Annotated in this window: 12 protein-coding genes and 2 rRNA genes; 10 read left to right on the top strand and 4 right to left on the bottom strand. The window is 57.5% G+C overall.

Going from position 1 to position 17791, the window contains the following annotated elements; translation table 11 throughout:
* Nucleotides 1-60: 60 nt before the first annotated feature.
* The 4 genes from ACE4QZ_RS02900 to ACE4QZ_RS02885 form a co-directional block, all read right to left on the bottom strand.
* A 23S ribosomal RNA gene (locus ACE4QZ_RS02900) occupies nt 61-2953 on the bottom strand.
* 293 nt (nt 2954-3246) lie between these two features.
* Nucleotides 3247-4783, bottom strand: a 16S ribosomal RNA gene (locus ACE4QZ_RS02895).
* Together the 16S and 23S rRNA genes form the textbook arrangement of a ribosomal RNA operon.
* Before the next feature lie 554 nt (nt 4784-5337).
* Entirely contained in the window at nt 5338-6558 is a 1221-nt protein-coding gene (locus ACE4QZ_RS02890) for a CaiB/BaiF CoA transferase family protein (RefSeq protein ID WP_021784631.1), read from the bottom strand.
* Nucleotides 6559-6571: 13 nt separating this feature from the next.
* Nucleotides 6572-7753 (bottom strand): acyl-CoA dehydrogenase, encoded by a 1182-nt coding sequence (locus ACE4QZ_RS02885; RefSeq protein WP_021784630.1) that lies wholly within the window; start codon nt 7751-7753, stop codon nt 6572-6574.
* Between the two features lie 160 nt (nt 7754-7913).
* Between ACE4QZ_RS02885 and ACE4QZ_RS02880 the strand changes: the two genes are divergently transcribed.
* From ACE4QZ_RS02880 to ACE4QZ_RS02835, 10 genes are all read left to right on the top strand, one after another.
* A complete protein-coding gene (locus ACE4QZ_RS02880; protein WP_021784629.1) occupies nt 7914-8822 on the top strand; it encodes a LysR family transcriptional regulator in 909 nt (302 codons plus the stop codon).
* 419 nt (nt 8823-9241) lie between these two features.
* Nucleotides 9242-10363 carry a Re/Si-specific NAD(P)(+) transhydrogenase subunit alpha gene (locus ACE4QZ_RS02875; protein ID WP_021784628.1) on the top strand — a complete coding sequence of 374 codons (1122 nt, stop codon included), beginning with the start codon at nt 9242-9244 and terminating at the stop codon, nt 10361-10363.
* 11 nt (nt 10364-10374) lie between these two features.
* On the top strand, nt 10375-10689 hold the full coding sequence (locus ACE4QZ_RS02870; RefSeq protein WP_003252914.1) for an NAD(P) transhydrogenase subunit alpha: 315 nt from the start codon (nt 10375-10377) through the stop codon (nt 10687-10689).
* 2 nt (nt 10690-10691) lie between these two features.
* On the top strand, nt 10692-12128 hold the full coding sequence (locus ACE4QZ_RS02865; protein ID WP_021784627.1) for an NAD(P)(+) transhydrogenase (Re/Si-specific) subunit beta: 1437 nt from the start codon (nt 10692-10694) through the stop codon (nt 12126-12128).
* Between the two features lie 186 nt (nt 12129-12314).
* Entirely contained in the window at nt 12315-13808 is a 1494-nt protein-coding gene (locus ACE4QZ_RS02860; RefSeq protein WP_021784626.1) for an acetyl-CoA hydrolase/transferase family protein, read from the top strand.
* A 435-nt stretch (nt 13809-14243) separates the two neighbouring features.
* Nucleotides 14244-14459: a DUF1127 domain-containing protein gene (locus tag ACE4QZ_RS02855; RefSeq protein WP_021784625.1), complete on the top strand. Its 216-nt coding sequence runs from the start codon at nt 14244-14246 to the stop codon at nt 14457-14459.
* A gap of 312 nt (nt 14460-14771) precedes the next feature.
* On the top strand, nt 14772-15089 hold the full coding sequence (locus ACE4QZ_RS02850) for a DUF2388 domain-containing protein (RefSeq protein WP_021784624.1): 318 nt from the start codon (nt 14772-14774) through the stop codon (nt 15087-15089).
* 89 nt (nt 15090-15178) lie between these two features.
* Nucleotides 15179-15472, top strand: coding sequence for a DUF2388 domain-containing protein (locus ACE4QZ_RS02845; protein WP_021784623.1), 294 nt, complete (start codon nt 15179-15181; stop codon nt 15470-15472).
* Between the two features lie 36 nt (nt 15473-15508).
* A complete protein-coding gene (locus ACE4QZ_RS02840; RefSeq protein ID WP_021784622.1) occupies nt 15509-15829 on the top strand; it encodes a DUF2388 domain-containing protein in 321 nt (106 codons plus the stop codon).
* Nucleotides 15826-17781: a DUF4105 domain-containing protein gene (locus ACE4QZ_RS02835; protein WP_021784621.1), complete on the top strand. Its 1956-nt coding sequence runs from the start codon at nt 15826-15828 to the stop codon at nt 17779-17781. Before ACE4QZ_RS02840 ends, ACE4QZ_RS02835 begins: the two co-directional genes overlap by 4 nt.
* Nucleotides 17782-17791 lie beyond the last annotated feature (10 nt).

Genomic DNA, 17791 nt, shown 5'->3' with positions numbered 1-17791 from the left:
ATTTTCGGGTCTTTCGTCTTCACCACCGCAATCTGCGTCAGCAAATTGCTTGGGTGTTATATGGTCAAGCCTCACGGGCAATTAGTATTGGTTAGCTCAACGCCTCACAGCGCTTACACACCCAACCTATCAACGTCGTAGTCTTCGACGGCCCTTTAGGGGATTCAAGATCCCAGTGAGATCTCATCTTGAGGCAAGTTTCCCGCTTAGATGCTTTCAGCGGTTATCTCTTCCGAACATAGCTACCCGGCAATGCCACTGGCGTGACAACCGGAACACCAGAGGTTCGTCCACTCCGGTCCTCTCGTACTAGGAGCAGCCCCTCTCAAATCTCAAACGTCCACGGCAGATAGGGACCGAACTGTCTCACGACGTTCTAAACCCAGCTCGCGTACCACTTTAAATGGCGAACAGCCATACCCTTGGGACCGGCTTCAGCCCCAGGATGTGATGAGCCGACATCGAGGTGCCAAACACCGCCGTCGATATGAACTCTTGGGCGGTATCAGCCTGTTATCCCCGGAGTACCTTTTATCCGTTGAGCGATGGCCCTTCCATACAGAACCACCGGATCACTAAGACCTACTTTCGTACCTGCTCGACGTGTTTGTCTCGCAGTCAAGCGCGCTTTTGCCTTTATACTCTACGACCGATTTCCGACCGGTCTGAGCGCACCTTCGTACTCCTCCGTTACTCTTTGGGAGGAGACCGCCCCAGTCAAACTACCCACCATACACTGTCCTCGATCCGGATAACGGACCTGAGTTAGAACCTCAAAGTTGCCAGGGTGGTATTTCAAGGATGGCTCCATGAGAACTGGCGTCCCCACTTCAAAGCCTCCCACCTATCCTACACAAGCAAATTCAAAGTCCAGTGCAAAGCTATAGTAAAGGTTCACGGGGTCTTTCCGTCTAGCCGCGGATACACTGCATCTTCACAGCGATTTCAATTTCACTGAGTCTCGGGTGGAGACAGCGCCGCCATCGTTACGCCATTCGTGCAGGTCGGAACTTACCCGACAAGGAATTTCGCTACCTTAGGACCGTTATAGTTACGGCCGCCGTTTACCGGGGCTTCGATCAAGAGCTTCGCTTGCGCTAACCCCATCAATTAACCTTCCGGCACCGGGCAGGCGTCACACCCTATACGTCCACTTTCGTGTTTGCAGAGTGCTGTGTTTTTAATAAACAGTCGCAGCGGCCTGGTATCTTCGACCGGCATGGGCTTACGGAGCAAGTCCTTCACCCTCGCCGGCGCACCTTCTCCCGAAGTTACGGTGCCATTTTGCCTAGTTCCTTCACCCGAGTTCTCTCAAGCGCCTTGGTATTCTCTACCTAACCACCTGTGTCGGTTTGGGGTACGGTTCCCAGTTATCTGAAGCTTAGGAGCTTTTCTTGGAAGCATGGTATCAACCACTTCGTCGCCTAAAGGCAACTCGTCATCAGCTCTCGGCCTTGAAATCCCGGATTTGCCTAAGATTTCAGCCTACCACCTTAAACCTGGACAACCAACGCCAGGCTGGCCTAACCTTCTCCGTCCCTCCATCGCAATAACTGGAAGTACAGGAATATTAACCTGTTTTCCATCGACTACGCTTTTCAGCCTCGCCTTAGGGACCGACTAACCCTGCGTCGATTAACGTTGCGCAGGAAACCTTGGTCTTTCGGCGTGCGAGTTTTTCACTCGCATTGTCGTTACTCATGTCAGCATTCGCACTTCTGATACCTCCAGCAAGCTTCTCAACTCACCTTCACAGGCTTACAGAACGCTCCTCTACCGCATCATCGTAAGATGATACCCGTAGCTTCGGTGCATGGTTTGAGCCCCGTTACATCTTCCGCGCAGGCCGACTCGACTAGTGAGCTATTACGCTTTCTTTAAAGGGTGGCTGCTTCTAAGCCAACCTCCTAGCTGTCTAAGCCTTCCCACATCGTTTCCCACTTAACCATGACTTTGGGACCTTAGCTGACGGTCTGGGTTGTTTCCCTTTTCACGACGGACGTTAGCACCCGCCGTGTGTCTCCCATGCTCGGCACTTGTAGGTATTCGGAGTTTGCATCGGTTTGGTAAGTCGGGATGACCCCCTAGCCGAAACAGTGCTCTACCCCCTACAGTGATACATGAGGCGCTACCTAAATAGCTTTCGAGGAGAACCAGCTATCTCCGAGCTTGATTAGCCTTTCACTCCGATCCACAGGTCATCCGCTAACTTTTCAACGGTAGTCGGTTCGGTCCTCCAGTCAGTGTTACCTAACCTTCAACCTGCCCATGGATAGATCGCCCGGTTTCGGGTCTATACCCAGCGACTAAACGCCCTATTAAGACTCGCTTTCGCTACGCCTCCCCTATTCGGTTAAGCTCGCCACTGAATATAAGTCGCTGACCCATTATACAAAAGGTACGCAGTCACCTAACAAAGTAGGCTCCCACTGCTTGTACGCATACGGTTTCAGGTTCTATTTCACTCCCCTCTCCGGGGTTCTTTTCGCCTTTCCCTCACGGTACTGGTTCACTATCGGTCAGTCAGTAGTATTTAGCCTTGGAGGATGGTCCCCCCATATTCAGACAAAGTTTCTCGTGCTCCGTCCTACTCGATTTCATTGATAAGAGATTTTCGTGTACGGGGCTATCACCCACTATGGCCGCACTTTCCAGAGCGTTCCACTAATCTCAAATCAACTTAAGGGCTGGTCCCCGTTCGCTCGCCACTACTAAGGGAATCTCGGTTGATTTCTTTTCCTCAGGGTACTTAGATGTTTCAGTTCCCCTGGTTCGCCTCTTGCACCTATGTATTCAGTACAAGATACTCAGCTTATGCTGAGTGGGTTCCCCCATTCAGAGATCTCTGGATCACAGTCTGTTTGCCGACTCCCCAAAGCTTATCGCAGGCTACCACGTCTTTCATCGCCTCTGACTGCCAAGGCATCCACCGTATGCGCTTCTTCACTTGACCATATAACCCCAAGCAATCTGGTTATACTGTGAAGACGACATTCGCCGAAAATTCGTACGTTGCTCTTTCGAGCAGAACTCACAAATTTTACCTTAGCCTGATCCACCAGCAGTGAAACTGGTGCTCAGTCTATATCTATCACATATCCGAATTTTTAAAGAACGATCTGACAAAAGCCAGAAATCAACATTCGATACGAATGCTCATTTCCAGGTTCTGACCAGGAAAAACCGTCTTCGACAATGAATCAAGCAATTCGTGTGGGAGCTCATCAGCAGGCTGATGTCGTCGATTAAGGAGGTGATCCAGCCGCAGGTTCCCCTACGGCTACCTTGTTACGACTTCACCCCAGTCATGAATCACACCGTGGTAACCGTCCTCCCGAAGGTTAGACTAGCTACTTCTGGTGCAACCCACTCCCATGGTGTGACGGGCGGTGTGTACAAGGCCCGGGAACGTATTCACCGCGACATTCTGATTCGCGATTACTAGCGATTCCGACTTCACGCAGTCGAGTTGCAGACTGCGATCCGGACTACGATCGGTTTTGTGAGATTAGCTCCACCTCGCGGCTTGGCAACCCTCTGTACCGACCATTGTAGCACGTGTGTAGCCCAGGCCGTAAGGGCCATGATGACTTGACGTCATCCCCACCTTCCTCCGGTTTGTCACCGGCAGTCTCCTTAGAGTGCCCACCATTACGTGCTGGTAACTAAGGACAAGGGTTGCGCTCGTTACGGGACTTAACCCAACATCTCACGACACGAGCTGACGACAGCCATGCAGCACCTGTGTCAGAGTTCCCGAAGGCACCAATCCATCTCTGGAAAGTTCTCTGCATGTCAAGGCCTGGTAAGGTTCTTCGCGTTGCTTCGAATTAAACCACATGCTCCACCGCTTGTGCGGGCCCCCGTCAATTCATTTGAGTTTTAACCTTGCGGCCGTACTCCCCAGGCGGTCAACTTAATGCGTTAGCTGCGCCACTAAAATCTCAAGGATTCCAACGGCTAGTTGACATCGTTTACGGCGTGGACTACCAGGGTATCTAATCCTGTTTGCTCCCCACGCTTTCGCACCTCAGTGTCAGTATCAGTCCAGGTGGTCGCCTTCGCCACTGGTGTTCCTTCCTATATCTACGCATTTCACCGCTACACAGGAAATTCCACCACCCTCTACCGTACTCTAGCTTGCCAGTTTTGGATGCAGTTCCCAGGTTGAGCCCGGGGCTTTCACATCCAACTTAACAAACCACCTACGCGCGCTTTACGCCCAGTAATTCCGATTAACGCTTGCACCCTCTGTATTACCGCGGCTGCTGGCACAGAGTTAGCCGGTGCTTATTCTGTCGGTAACGTCAAAACAGCAAGGTATTAACTTACTGCCCTTCCTCCCAACTTAAAGTGCTTTACAATCCGAAGACCTTCTTCACACACGCGGCATGGCTGGATCAGGCTTTCGCCCATTGTCCAATATTCCCCACTGCTGCCTCCCGTAGGAGTCTGGACCGTGTCTCAGTTCCAGTGTGACTGATCATCCTCTCAGACCAGTTACGGATCGTCGCCTTGGTGAGCCATTACCCCACCAACTAGCTAATCCGACCTAGGCTCATCTGATAGCGCAAGGCCCGAAGGTCCCCTGCTTTCTCCCGTAGGACGTATGCGGTATTAGCGTTCCTTTCGAAACGTTGTCCCCCACTACCAGGCAGATTCCTAGGCATTACTCACCCGTCCGCCGCTGAATCAAGGAGCAAGCTCCCGTCATCCGCTCGACTTGCATGTGTTAGGCCTGCCGCCAGCGTTCAATCTGAGCCATGATCAAACTCTTCAGTTCAATACTGCTTGGGTTTTTAAGAAACCCTAAACTTGGCTCAGCAATCTCAAATGACTATGTGATTTCTCGCATGGCCACTTGTGATGCTGATAATCTTTTTGACTATCAGTCCGTACTCACAAGCACCCACACGAATTGCTTGATTCGATTTGTTAAAGAGCGTTTGGTTAAGAGCTTTTCGTCTCAACCGAGGCGCGCATTCTACGCTTTCCTCAGAACCTGTCAAGCGTTTATTTTGAAGTTTTTTGCGAGAAACTCGTTTAGCTTCAAACACTTGGCTCGCTGCGATCTCTCGTAGCGGGAGGCGAATCATACAGCACTTAGAAGCACTGTCAACCACCTTTTCAACCGCTTTCGATCATTCGATCGTAGCCCCTCCAGTTTTTGCCTTAACTACTTAACTCGTTGAATATCAAGGAGTTTTTCGTTCCGATGTCGCTGGAAGTGGGGCGCATTATAAGGGGATTCGAAAGCGCGTCAACCTTTAATTTCAAGAAACCTTGATTGCGCAGAAAAGCAAAGCGGGGAGGCCTGACGGCCTCCCCGCTATTCATCTAGAGCACACCAGCACCACGAAGGCGCTGCACCTCGCCGACATCCAGCCCCAACACCTCCCCCAGCACTGCTTCGGTATGCTCGCCCAACAAGGGTGGCGCCCGGCGATACTCTACTGGCGTTTCCGACAACCGTATCGGGCTCGCAACCTGCGGCGCACTACCCGCCAATGGATGGGGAATACTCACCGCCAACCCGCGTGCAAGCACCTGGGGGTCCTGGAACATTTGCGCCAGGTTATTGATAGGTCCACATGGCACCCCTGCCGCCTCCAACTGGGCCACCCACTCAGCCGTGGTTTTGAACACCGTAGCCTGCCGAATCAATGGAATCAGTTCGCCCCGGTTGGCCACCCGCAGCTTATTGGTAACGAACCGAGGGTCTTCCGCCCATTGCGGCTGTCCGGCCACTTCGGCGAACTTGCGGAACTGGCTGTCATTGCCCACGGTAAGAATGAAATCGCCATCTGCCGTCGGAAAGTCCTGGTAAGGGACTATATTAGGATGCGCATTACCCAGCCGACGAGGAGGGCTGCCCGTGGTCAGGTAGTTCATCGCCTGGTTCGCCAGACAGGCCACCTGCACATCGAGCAATGCCATGTCGATATGCTGGCCGACCCCGGCCTGGTCCCGGTAGGCGAGGGCAGCCAGCATGGCGACCGTGGAATACAACCCGGTCAGAATGTCGGTAAGCGCCACACCCACCTTGACCGGCCCCGCGCCTTCCTCGCCCTCCGGACGACCGGTCAGGCTCATCAGCCCACCCAACCCCTGGATCATGAAGTCATAGCCAGCGCGCTTGGCATATGGCCCAGTCTGACCGAAGCCGGTAATGGAGCAATAGATAAGCTGCGGGTTTACCGCCTTGAGGCTCTGGTAGTCCAGACCATAGGCAGCCAGCCCACCCACTTTGAAGTTCTCTATGACGATATCGCACTTCGCCGCAAGCTCACGCACCAGGCGCTGCCCCTCCGGCTGGGTAAAGTCGATGGTCACTGAGCGCTTGTTGCGGTTGGCCGACAGGTAATAGGCCGCCTCGCTGGTGTCCTCACCTTCAACATCCTTGAGGAATGGCGGCCCCCATGAGCGGGTATCGTCGCCACTGCCTGGGCGCTCGACCTTGATCACGTCGGCACCAAGGTCAGCCAGAATCTGGCCAGACCACGGGCCGGCCAACACGCGCGAAAGGTCTAGCACCCGCAGATGTGATAGCGCGCCCATGGTTTGCTCCTTATTAATAGAACGCTTGGATACCGGTCTGCGCACGCCCCAGGATAAGTGCGTGCACGTCATGGGTACCTTCATAGGTGTTGACCACCTCCAGGTTAACCAGGTGACGAGCCACACCAAATTCGTCGGAGATGCCGTTGCCGCCCAGCATGTCACGCGCCATACGGGCGATATCCAGCGCCTTGCCGCAGGAATTGCGCTTCATGATGGAGGTGATTTCCACCGCAGCCGTCCCTTCATCCTTCATGCGCCCCAGACGCAAGCACCCCTGCAGCGCCAGGGTGATTTCGGTCTGCATGTCGGCCAGCTTCTTCTGTATCAACTGGTTGGCGGCCAATGGACGACCAAACTGCTGACGATCCAGGGTGTATTGGCGGGCGGTGTGCCAGCAGGCTTCAGCGGCCCCCAGCGCACCCCACGAAATACCATAGCGAGCCGAATTCAGGCAGGTGAACGGTCCCTTGAGGCCACGCACGTCCGGGAAGATGTTCTCTTCTGGCACGAACACATTGTCCATGACGATTTCACCAGTGATCGACGCGCGCAGGCCAACCTTGCCATGAATTGCCGGGGCACTGAGGCCTTGCCAGCCTTTTTCCAGTACGAAGCCACGGATATCGCCCGCATCATCCTTGGCCCACACCACGAACACATCGGCGATGGGACTGTTGGTGATCCACATCTTGCTGCCGGTCAGCCGGTAGCCACCGTCGACCTTTCTCGCCCGGGTAATCATCGAGCCAGGATCGGAGCCATGGTTAGGCTCGGTCAAACCGAAGCAACCGATCCACTCGCCACTGGCCAGCTTGGGGAGGTACTTCTGCTTTTGAGCTTCGGTGCCAAACTCGTTGATCGGCACCATCACCAGCGACGACTGCACACTCATCATCGAGCGGTAGCCCGAGTCGATACGTTCCACTTCGCGAGCAATAAGGCCGTAGCACACATAGTTCAGGCCGCTGCCACCGTATTGCTCGGGGATGGTTGCACCCAACAGGCCGACTTCACCCATCTCGCGAAAGATCGCCGGGTCGGTCCGCTCATGGCGGAAGGCCTCGAGCACACGCGGCGCCAGCTTGTCCTGGGCGAACTGATAAGCGCTGTCACGCACCATGCGCTCTTCTTCAGAGAGCTGCTGATCCAGCAGCAGCGGGTCGATCCAGTTGAAGCTTGCTTTACCGGCCATGAGCGAATCCTCGAAATAGGGGGCAGTTTCTTGTGCCTTTGAGCCTAGGCCTGATCGGCTGCCGGGACAAACGAGGATTGCGCACCGATTAGTGATATTTTGTCACTCCGTAAATCGGCAAAACGCCTTATTGACAGCCTTACAAGTGAGGTTGACGTACATGCGCCGCAAGATCCCCAGTACCACCGCCCTGATTTGCTTCGAGGCGGCAGCCCGCAACGAGAGCTTTACCAAGGCTGCCCAGGAACTCGCGCTAACCCAGGGTGCCGTCTGTCGGCAGATCGGTGGCCTGGAAGCCTTCCTTAATGTGGAACTGTTCCGTCGCTCGCGCCGCGGCGTGAGGCTGACCGAAGCCGGCCTGTCCTACAGTCGCCAGGTGGCGGCCCAACTGGACGCTGTTGAGCGCGATACCTTGTCGGTGATGCGCCAGCAAGGCGCCAATGTGATCGAGCTGGCGGTAGTACCGACGTTTGGCACTCAATGGCTGCTACCACGACTCAAGGACTTCCAGCAGCGCCATCCGGAGGTCACGGTCAACCTTACCAACCGCACCCGGCCATTCCTGTTTGCCGACACGGCCTTCGATGCCGCCATCTATTTTGGTGATGCAGACTGGTCAGGCACCCAATCGCACCAACTGATGGGTGAAAACCCGGTACCTGTGTGCAGCCCGACGCTGCTGAACGACCAAGGCATGCTCGAGGCACGCCACATCGCGCAGCTACCATTGCTGCAGCAGAGCACACGCCCGTATGCCTGGCGACAATGGTTCGGCAGTGTGGGCATGCATGTGGAGCGCGACATGACAGGCCCGCGCTATGAACTATTCTCGATGCTCGCCCAGGCGGCCATGCACGACATGGGCATTGCCCTGATACCACCGTTCCTGATCCAGCGGGAGTTGGAGGAGGGTAGGCTGGTGGTCGCTAACAGGCATGCCCTGAGTAGCGACAAGGCCTACTATCTGATGATTCCAGAGCGCAAGGTGGAGTCGGCGTCGCTACGCGCCTTTCGCGACTGGCTGGTAAGCCAGGCTCAGGCATACATAAACAGAACAGGGACAAGCTGACCCTGTAGTCAATTATTTTAAACACCTACAGATATATGTATATGTCGCATATTTGCAAACTGTAACGCAAGCACAAAAATACCCTCTAACCGTGCTAACTACGCGGCTTCGCGGGCTATTTTGCGACATCCAACTAGTCGTAAGCGAATTGGCCGCTTTTTTTTTGATTTTTTCTCCTAATCTGCCAATGGCCCATGTTTGACGGGCTGCAGCCCTATTACTGCGACAAGCGGTCACAGGGTGACTTGTAGTTTTGACTTCGTTTCGCTCCAGAACCGGTTGAAGGCCTCTGGGTTCGTCTGCAAAATGCTTCGCCCCGCCCGGGATCCGGCGGGTTGGCGCTCCACTGCCGCCCCAGCGCACCATCCGAAGTGTGCTGGCTTCTACAAAGACAAAAGGTCACCGCAGGAGAAATAGTCGTGCACATTGGTGTTCCTCTCGAGACGCAGACCGGTGAGACAAGGGTCGCTGCGACCCCCGAAACCATCAAGAAACTGATTGGCCAGGGCCATCAGGTCACCGTTCAACGGGGGGCAGGGCTCAACGCCGCCATTCCGGACAGTGCCTATGAAGCCGTGGGTGCTTCCATTGGGAGCGCTGCCGATGCCTACGGCGCCCAATTGGTACTCAAGGTGGTCGCCCCCAACGACCAGGAACTGGCGCTGATCAACAGCGGCAGCCTTCTGGTGGGCATGCTCAACCCCTTCAACGGTGAACTGATCGGCAAGATGGCCGAACGCGGTATTACCGCCTTCGCCCTGGAAGCCGCGCCGCGCACCTCGCGGGCGCAGAGCCTGGACGTGCTGTCATCACAGGCCAACATCGCCGGTTACAAGGCCGTGTTGCTGGCAGCCCATCACTACCCACGCTTCATGCCAATGCTGATGACCGCTGCCGGTACCGTTAAGGCGGCACGCGTGCTGGTCCTGGGTGCCGGCGTTGCCGGCTTGCAGGCCATCGCCACAGCCAAGCGCCTGGGTGCAGTAATCGAAGCATCCGACGTTCGCCCGGCCGTGAAAGAGCAGATCGAATCACTGGGCGCAAAATTCATCGACGTACCCTACGAGACCGACGAGGAGCGAGAGTGCGCCGAAGGCGTTGGCGGCTATGCCCGACCAATGCCGGCCAGTTGGATGCAGCGCCAGGCCCAGGCCGTGCACGAGCGCGCCAAGCAGTCCGATATCGTCATCACCACCGCGCTGATCCCTGGGCGCAAGGCGCCGACCCTGCTAAGCGCCGAAACCGTGGCGCAGATGAAGCCTGGCTCGGTGGTCATCGACCTGGCTGCCGCGCAAGGCGGCAACTGCCCGCTGACCGTCGCAGACCAAGTGGTGCAGGAGAACGGCGTGACCATCGTCGGCCCTACCAACCTGCCGGCCCAGGTGGGTGCCGATGCCTCGGCACTGTATGCACGCAACCTGCTGGACTTCATGAAGCTGCTGTTCGACAAGGACGGCGCGCTGATCATCAACCTCGAAGACGACATCGTCGCGGCCTGCCTGATGTGCCGTGATGGTCAGGTCGTCCGCAAGAACGGCTAAGGAGCACGACAATGGAAGACATGCTGATTTCCCACGGCATCTATAACCTGATCATTTTCGTGCTGGCCATCTATGTGGGCTACCACGTGGTGTGGAACGTCACCCCGGCGTTGCACACCCCACTGATGGCGGTCACCAATGCCATCTCGGCAATCGTCATCGTCGGCGCCATGCTGGCCGCGGCCCTGACCGTGACCCCGGCCGGCAAGCTGATGGGCACCCTGGCCGTGGCCCTTGCCGCAGTCAACGTGTTCGGTGGCTTCCTGGTCACCCGCCGCATGCTTGAGATGTTCAAGAAGAAAACCAAGAACGAGGCGAAGAAGTAAGCATGAGCATGAATCTGGTAACGCTCCTCTACCTCGTCGCCTCGGTGTGCTTCATCCAGGCGCTCAAAGGCCTGTCGCACCCGACCACCTCGCGGCGCGGCAATCTGTTCGGCATGATCGGCATGGGGCTCGCCATCCTCACTACGGTTGGCCTTATCTACAAACTCGGGGCTGAACTTGCCACTGCCGGTATCGGCTATGTCATCGTCGGCCTGCTGGTCGGCGGCACCGCCGGTTCGATCATGGCCAAGCGCGTCGAGATGACCAAGATGCCCGAACTGGTCGCCTTCATGCACAGCATGATCGGCCTGGCCGCGGTATTCATCGCCATTGCCGCCGTACTGGAGCCGCAGTCGATGGGCATTGTGGCTGCCATCAGCGACCCGATCCCTACCGGTAACCGCCTGGAACTGTTCCTCGGCGCCGCCATCGGTGCCATTACCTTCTCCGGTTCGGTGATCGCGTTTGGCAAGCTGTCGGGCAAGTACAAGTTCCGCCTGTTCCAGGGCGCACCGGTACAGTTCGCTGGCCAGCATAAACTCAACCTGATCCTTGGCCTGACCACAATCGCCCTCGGCCTTCTGTTCACTTTCACTGGCCACTACAGTGCCTTCACTCTGATGCTGGTCCTGGCCTTCATCATGGGTGTGCTGATCATTATTCCGATCGGCGGCGCCGACATGCCAGTGGTGGTGTCGATGCTCAACAGCTACTCGGGCTGGGCAGCGGCCGGTATCGGCTTCTCGCTGAACAACTCGATGCTGATCATCGCCGGTTCCCTGGTAGGTTCGTCCGGTGCCATCCTCTCGTACATCATGTGCAAGGCGATGAACCGTTCGTTCTTCAACGTCATCCTTGGCGGTTTTGGTGGCGATACCGACAGTGGCGCGGCGCAAGGTTCGCAAGAGCAGCGGCCGGTGAAGTCCGGCTCGGCTGACGACGCCACCTTCCTGCTCAGCAATGCCGACAGCGTGATCATCGTTCCAGGCTACGGCCTGGCGGTGGCCCGTGCCCAGCACGCGCTGAAAGAGCTGACCGAGAAGCTGACCCACAACGGCGTGACCGTGAAGTATGCGATTCACCCGGTGGCGGGCCGTATGCCCGGGCACATGAACGTACTGCTGGCCGAGGCTGAAGTGCCGTACGATCAAGTATTCGAGATGGAAGACATCAACGCCGAGTTCGGCCAGGCCGACGTGGTGCTGGTGCTGGGCGCCAACGACGTGGTCAACCCGGCGGCGAAGAACGATCCCAAGTCGCCAATCGCCGGTATGCCGATCCTCGAAGCGTTCAAGGCCAAGACCATCATCGTCAACAAACGCTCGATGGCCAGCGGCTATGCCGGCCTGGACAACGAACTGTTCTATCTGGACAAGACCATGATGGTGTTCGGTGACGCCAAGAAGGTCATCGAGGACATGGTCAAGGCGGTGGAGTGACAACAGCCGCTACAAACCAGCTGATATAAAGGAAGCCCCGGACAGAATCTGCCGGGGCTTTTCTTTTGTTGATCCGGATCAACGGCTCAAATACAAGGCTTCTCATACGACCATGGTCGTGGGACGGCAATGGGCGAAATCTCTAGACTGCGCTGCAGTAGTTTCAGTAGCCCGAGATAACAATCCATGTACCGTGATCGTATCCGCTTGTCCTCCCTGCACAGCAAGGTAATGAGTGCGGCTGATGCCGCTGGTCTGATCGAGGACGGCATGACTGTCGGCATGAGCGGTTTCACCCGCGCCGGCGAGGCCAAGGCCGTACCGCATGCACTGGCCGAACGTGCCAAGCAATCGCCTCTGAAAATCAGCCTGATGACCGGCGCCAGCCTGGGCAATGACCTGGACAAACAACTGACCGAGGCCGGTGTACTGGCCCGCCGCATGCCATTCCAGGTCGACAGCACCCTGCGCAAGGCTATCAATGACGGCCAGGTGATGTTCATCGACCAGCACCTGTCGGAAACCGTCGAGCAACTGCGCAACCAGCAGCTGAAGCTGCCGGACATCGCGGTCATCGAAGCCGTGGCCATCACCGAGCAAGGCCACATCGTGCCAACCACTTCGGTGGGCAATTCGGCCAGCTTCGCGATCTTCGCCAAGCAGGTGATTGTGGAGATCAACCTCTCGCACAACACCAACCTCGAAGGCCTGCACGACATCTATATCCCAACCTACCGCCCGACCCGCACACCAATCCCGCTGGTCAAGGTCGACGACCGAATCGGCAGCACCGCCATCCCGATCGACCCGGCCAAAATCGTCGGTATCGTCATCAGCGATCAGCCAGACTCGCCGTCCACTGTGCTGCCGCCAGATGATGAAACCCAGGGCATCGCCGACCACCTGATCAACTTCCTCAAGAAGGAAGTGGATGCCGGCCGCATGACCAACAAGCTCGGCCCGCTGCAAGCCGGCATTGGCAGCATTGCCAATGCGGTGATGTGCGGCCTGATCGAGTCGCCGTTCGAAAACCTGACCATGTACTCTGAAGTGCTGCAGGACTCCACCTTCGACCTGATCGACGCCGGCAAGCTGAGTTTCGCCTCGGGCAGCTCGATCACCCTGTCGACGCGCCGCAATGCCGATGTGTTCGGCAACCTGGAACGCTACAAGGACAAGCTGGTGCTACGCCCGCAGGAAATCTCCAACCACCCGGAAGTGGTACGTCGCCTGGGCATCATCGGTATCAACACCGCACTGGAGTTCGATATCTACGGCAACGTCAACTCCACCCACGTCTGCGGCACCAGGATGATGAACGGCATCGGTGGCTCCGGCGACTTCGCCCGAAACGCTCACCTGGCGGTCTTCGTCACCAAGTCGATTGCCAAAGGCGGGGCGATTTCCAGCGTGGTGCCAATGGTCAGCCATGTCGACCATACCGAGCACGACGTGGATATCCTGGTCACCGAGCAGGGCCTGGCGGACCTGCGTGGCCTGGCGCCGCGCGAACGGGCGCGGGCGATCATCGACAACTGCGTGCATCCAGACTACCGCGCTGCGCTGAACGACTATTTCGACCGCGCCTGCCAGCGTGGCGGGCATACCCCGCACATCCTGCGTGAGGCCCTGAGCTGGCACGAAAACCTGGAAGAAACCGGGCGCATGCTGGCAAGCTGATCCAGATGTGGTACGGAACGGCGGCCCTGCCTCCGCTGTTCCGGCCTCTTCGCGGCTTGCCCGCTCCCACAGGTGATGTGCAACCCTCAAGGGCAGCACTTTCCCTGTGGGAGCGGGCAAGCTCTCGTATGGACCATAACAGTCAAACCCTTCTATCAATACACCTTTTCCGCTATCAACAACACAATCTGTACTACTGTACTGGTGTTTTCAGACCTTCTCGACTGACAAATCCCATTTCTCGAATAAGAATGCACCAAATAAGTGCGGACCAGTACAGTTACGCCTATTTCGAGTGCAACAGTAGGGTTACACAGTTAACTGAGCCATCGTCTTTCAACCGAACTGTATCTACTGTTATGGACGACAGAGGAGGATCATTGGCATCAGTTAAATCACTACCTAATCCCGCCATAAGCGGAAGGATGAAGCATCATGGAACGTACCCTCAGTTCCGGTCTGGTTTTTGAAAGCAACGCCCAACAATCCAACGCCTCGATGCCACTGCGTGCATTGTCGACCCTGCTGCTGTGGCAGCGTCGCATGACCAGCCGTCGTCAACTGGCTCGCCTGGACTCCCGCCTGCTTGCAGACGCCGGTATCAGCGAGTCGCAGCGTTACGAAGAGCTGAGCAAGCCTTTCTGGCGCTAAGCTCCCGGCTTGCCGGCTTTGGCCGGCACCGTGAATTCCTCAAACCCGTTGCAGGTGACTGCAGCGGGTTTTTTAATGCCCGAAAGACGCACCGTTGTAGAGTACTTATGATTCGACCAGTACAGTTTTACAAAACTTAATATTGGCCTTAACAGTTCTCCGGTTCATCATCCGTCATCATCTCCATGCAGCACCGCGTGGTACGCTTGGCCTAGCCGTCTGCTAGAACCAATTATTGAAAACGTAACGTAACGAGCCCTGCAAACGTCCGATACAGCAGAACCAACCTGACCTACCCAGGAGTCCACGACCATGTCCCGCAAACACTTGCTTGGCGCCGCGCTGTTGCTTGGCCTGGCCGGCACTGCCAACGCCACCAGCTTCGTTGTCACCACCGATACGGTAGTACGTGCCGTTGCCGCCTCCACCGACGCCACTTCCGACCTGAGCTCTTCGTTCCGCGACGACAAGATCGTCCAGGCCGCCCGCGATGACGCAGCCAGCTTCGTCGGCACTCAGGGCACTATCCGCGGCGCCCGACTTGAAAGCGCTTTTGTTCACATCCGCTCGAGCATGCCCGACCTGCAAGCTAGCGATACACAGTTGGCCCAGGCCATCCTGGCGCTCTGATACACGCCATGCAAAACAGGTGCGTTGGCTTCGGCCCTCGCACCTGAGGTAGGCTTCGCCGTTCATTTTTCCAGCCTTCAAGAAAGCTCATGCGTTATCTGTTGCCGTTGCTGTTCGCCGCCACAGGCATGGCCAGCGCCCATGCCATGGATACCACCACACAAAGCCTGGTCATCACCGGCTATGTCACCAGCCAGGTCACAACCGCACCGTTCGATCGCAAACTGGTCACACAGGCCCGCGACGATGCCGCCGCATTCGTTGCCAGCGACGGGCGTATCCGTGGGGCACGCCTGGAAGCCGCCTTGGAATCATTACGCCACAATTGCGCACGGCACGCCGTCGGCGATCTGGAACTGGCGCAGGCAATTCTCGTCCAATAACCACACCTGACTCCCTGTATTTTTCGGAGATGCTCCATGCGCAAACCGCTGATTGCCGCTTCCCTCGGCATGCTGCTGCTGGCCGACCTGGCCCAGGCACAGACCCTGGTGGCCACCAGCAACATCATCGTGCGTGCCTTTGGCCGTTCGATCGACTTCACCTCGGACACCACCACATCGATCCGCGACTCCAAAGTGGTGCGCGAAGCCCACGACGACGCTGCAAGCTTCGTCGCCAGTAATGGTGACATCCGCGGCGTCCAACTCGAGGCCGCCTTCAATACCCTGCGCGAGCGCGTACCGGAAGCGCGCAGCGCCAGCGACCAGGTACTGGCTGAAGCCATACTCGCCCTGTGAAGCGCGTGCGTGCCTGGCTGCTCGGCTGCGCCCTGACGCTGCTCGGCACGCCCGCCTTGGCCGACCTGCAGCTTGAGCTGCAGTCGTCCGGCCTCAACCCGCGACAAGCACAAGCCTCCCAAGCCCTGCTCGACGAGGCCATGGGCAAGCTGCCACCGCGCTTCAAGCAACAGCTGGACCGCCGCGTACGGGTCAGCTGGAGCGACAACATGTCTGCCGACACTTACGGGCAGGCATCACTGATATCCACCCTCGAGCTCAACCGCCGCTTGCTGCCCAGCCTAACCGATGGCAGCGCAGCCAACGAGCGCACCAGTCGCCCACATGGCACGGTGCGTGAAGAGCTGCTGGCCACCGTGCTACACGAGCTCACCCATCTCTACGACCGTGCCCGCCTGTGGCCCAGCGCCGAAAAAACACTGATTGCACGCTGCAAGCGCCAGCAAGGCACGCTGGGCAAGGTCGGCCTGCCGGAAGAATGCCGCGGCCAGGCCGAGCGCCGCTTCACCCTAAGCGACGACCCACGGCTGCTCGACCTGGCCGGATGGCAGCAGTATGTGGGCCGACGTGGCGAGCGCGAGCAGCACAATGGTCAATTCGTGCGCAGCCCCGACAGCTATGAGTTGAGCAGTCCCAAGGAATACATCGCGGTCAACATGGAGTATTTCCTCCTCGACCCGAGCTACAGCTGCCGTCGCCCGGCGCTGTACCAATACCTTCACGAACACTTCGGCTGGGCACCGCAACAGAGCACCTGTGCCAAAGGCTTACCATTCATCAATGCCGGCAGCGACTTCGCCCGCCAGCCACTAGGTGAAATCGACCCGGAGCGGGTCTACGAAGTGGACTACCTGCTGGCTGAAGCCAATCAGAACCTGGTCAGCCGCTGGGGGCACAGCATGCTGCGCCTGGTGATCTGCAAGCCAGGCCGCCCACGCGGACCAGATTGCCGCCTGGACCTCGATCAAAGCCTGGTGCTGTCGTACCGCGCCTTCGTCAACGACGTGCAACTGTCCAGCTGGGACGGCCTGGTCGGCAACTACCCGTCGCGGCTATTCGTGCTGCCGCTGGGCCAGGTGATCGACGAATACACCAAGACCGAGCTGCGCAGCCTGGCCTCGGTGCCCTTGAAACTCAACCGCGACGAAATCGAAAATCTGGTGCGCCAGGCCGCCGAAATGCACTGGAGCTACGACGGCAACTACTGGTTCCTGTCAAACAACTGTGCAGTAGAGTCGTTGAAGCTGCTGCGCAGCGGCACCGCCAATCCGCGCCTCAACGACCTGGACAGCATCATGCCCAACGGTTTGCTGGCCGTGCTCAAGGGCAGGGGGCTGGCAGACACCAGCGTGCTTGATAACCCGCGCGAAGCGTTACGCCTGGGCTACCGCTTCGATTCTTACCGCGACCGCTACCAGGCGATGTTCGAGGTGCTGAGAAAACAGCTGCCGATCAAGCAAGCTTTGGTTGAGGACTGGCTGGCCCTCGATGCGGAGCAGCGTCGCAGCTGGTTCGCCAAGGCCGACCTGCGCACCAGCGCGGCACTGCTTCTGCTTGAGCAAGCCAGCCTGCGCCGGCAGCTTCTGCTGGCCCAGGACGAGGTCAAGCAGCGCTACCTGAATGCCGCAGCATTGAAAGATGGCAGCATCAACAAAGCCGATGCCACGCTCAAGCAAATGCTTGCCAACAGCGGTTTTCTAAGCCGCCCGGCAGAGTTGCTCGACTCCAAAGGCTACGGGCTGCCGCAGCCGGAAGAGCGCAAGCACCTGGAGCAGGTGAGCAGCGAGCGGCAGGCACAGCTGTTGCGTTTGAGCACCAGCCTGGACAAAGAGGTGAGGGCGCTTCTGGAGCCGACGCGAGCCAGGGAAATTGCAGCGGTCGAGGCCAACGTGAAGCAGATCGGCGAGCACTTGCGGGCGTTGCACAAAGCTGCTGGTGGCCTGCAGCTGTGATGCATGCAGG

The organism is Pseudomonas sp. DCA-1 (assembly GCF_046523955.1).
GTDB classification, from domain to species: Bacteria; Pseudomonadota; Gammaproteobacteria; order Pseudomonadales; family Pseudomonadaceae; genus Aquipseudomonas; species Aquipseudomonas putida_Y.
The sequence above is the reverse complement of the archived record's forward strand: the minus strand, read 5'-3'. Positions and strand labels throughout refer to the sequence as shown.

What these genes read in the sequence shown, in the direction of transcription:
- ACE4QZ_RS02865 (WP_021784627.1), top strand. Translation starts at nt 10,692, where the DNA reads ATGAGCATGAATCTGGTAACGCTCCTCTACCTCGTCGCCTCGGTGTGC.
- ACE4QZ_RS02890 (WP_021784631.1), bottom strand. Translation starts at nt 6,558, where the DNA reads ATGGGCGCGCTATCACATCTGCGGGTGCTAGACCTTTCGCGCGTGTTG.
- ACE4QZ_RS02845 (WP_021784623.1), top strand. Translation starts at nt 15,179, where the DNA reads ATGCGTTATCTGTTGCCGTTGCTGTTCGCCGCCACAGGCATGGCCAGC.
- ACE4QZ_RS02870 (WP_003252914.1), top strand. Translation starts at nt 10,375, where the DNA reads ATGGAAGACATGCTGATTTCCCACGGCATCTATAACCTGATCATTTTC.
- ACE4QZ_RS02860 (WP_021784626.1), top strand. Translation starts at nt 12,315, where the DNA reads ATGTACCGTGATCGTATCCGCTTGTCCTCCCTGCACAGCAAGGTAATG.
- ACE4QZ_RS02855 (WP_021784625.1), top strand. Translation starts at nt 14,244, where the DNA reads ATGGAACGTACCCTCAGTTCCGGTCTGGTTTTTGAAAGCAACGCCCAA.
- ACE4QZ_RS02850 (WP_021784624.1), top strand. Translation starts at nt 14,772, where the DNA reads ATGTCCCGCAAACACTTGCTTGGCGCCGCGCTGTTGCTTGGCCTGGCC.
- ACE4QZ_RS02880 (WP_021784629.1), top strand. Translation starts at nt 7,914, where the DNA reads ATGCGCCGCAAGATCCCCAGTACCACCGCCCTGATTTGCTTCGAGGCG.
- ACE4QZ_RS02840 (WP_021784622.1), top strand. Translation starts at nt 15,509, where the DNA reads ATGCGCAAACCGCTGATTGCCGCTTCCCTCGGCATGCTGCTGCTGGCC.
- ACE4QZ_RS02885 (WP_021784630.1), bottom strand. Translation starts at nt 7,753, where the DNA reads ATGGCCGGTAAAGCAAGCTTCAACTGGATCGACCCGCTGCTGCTGGAT.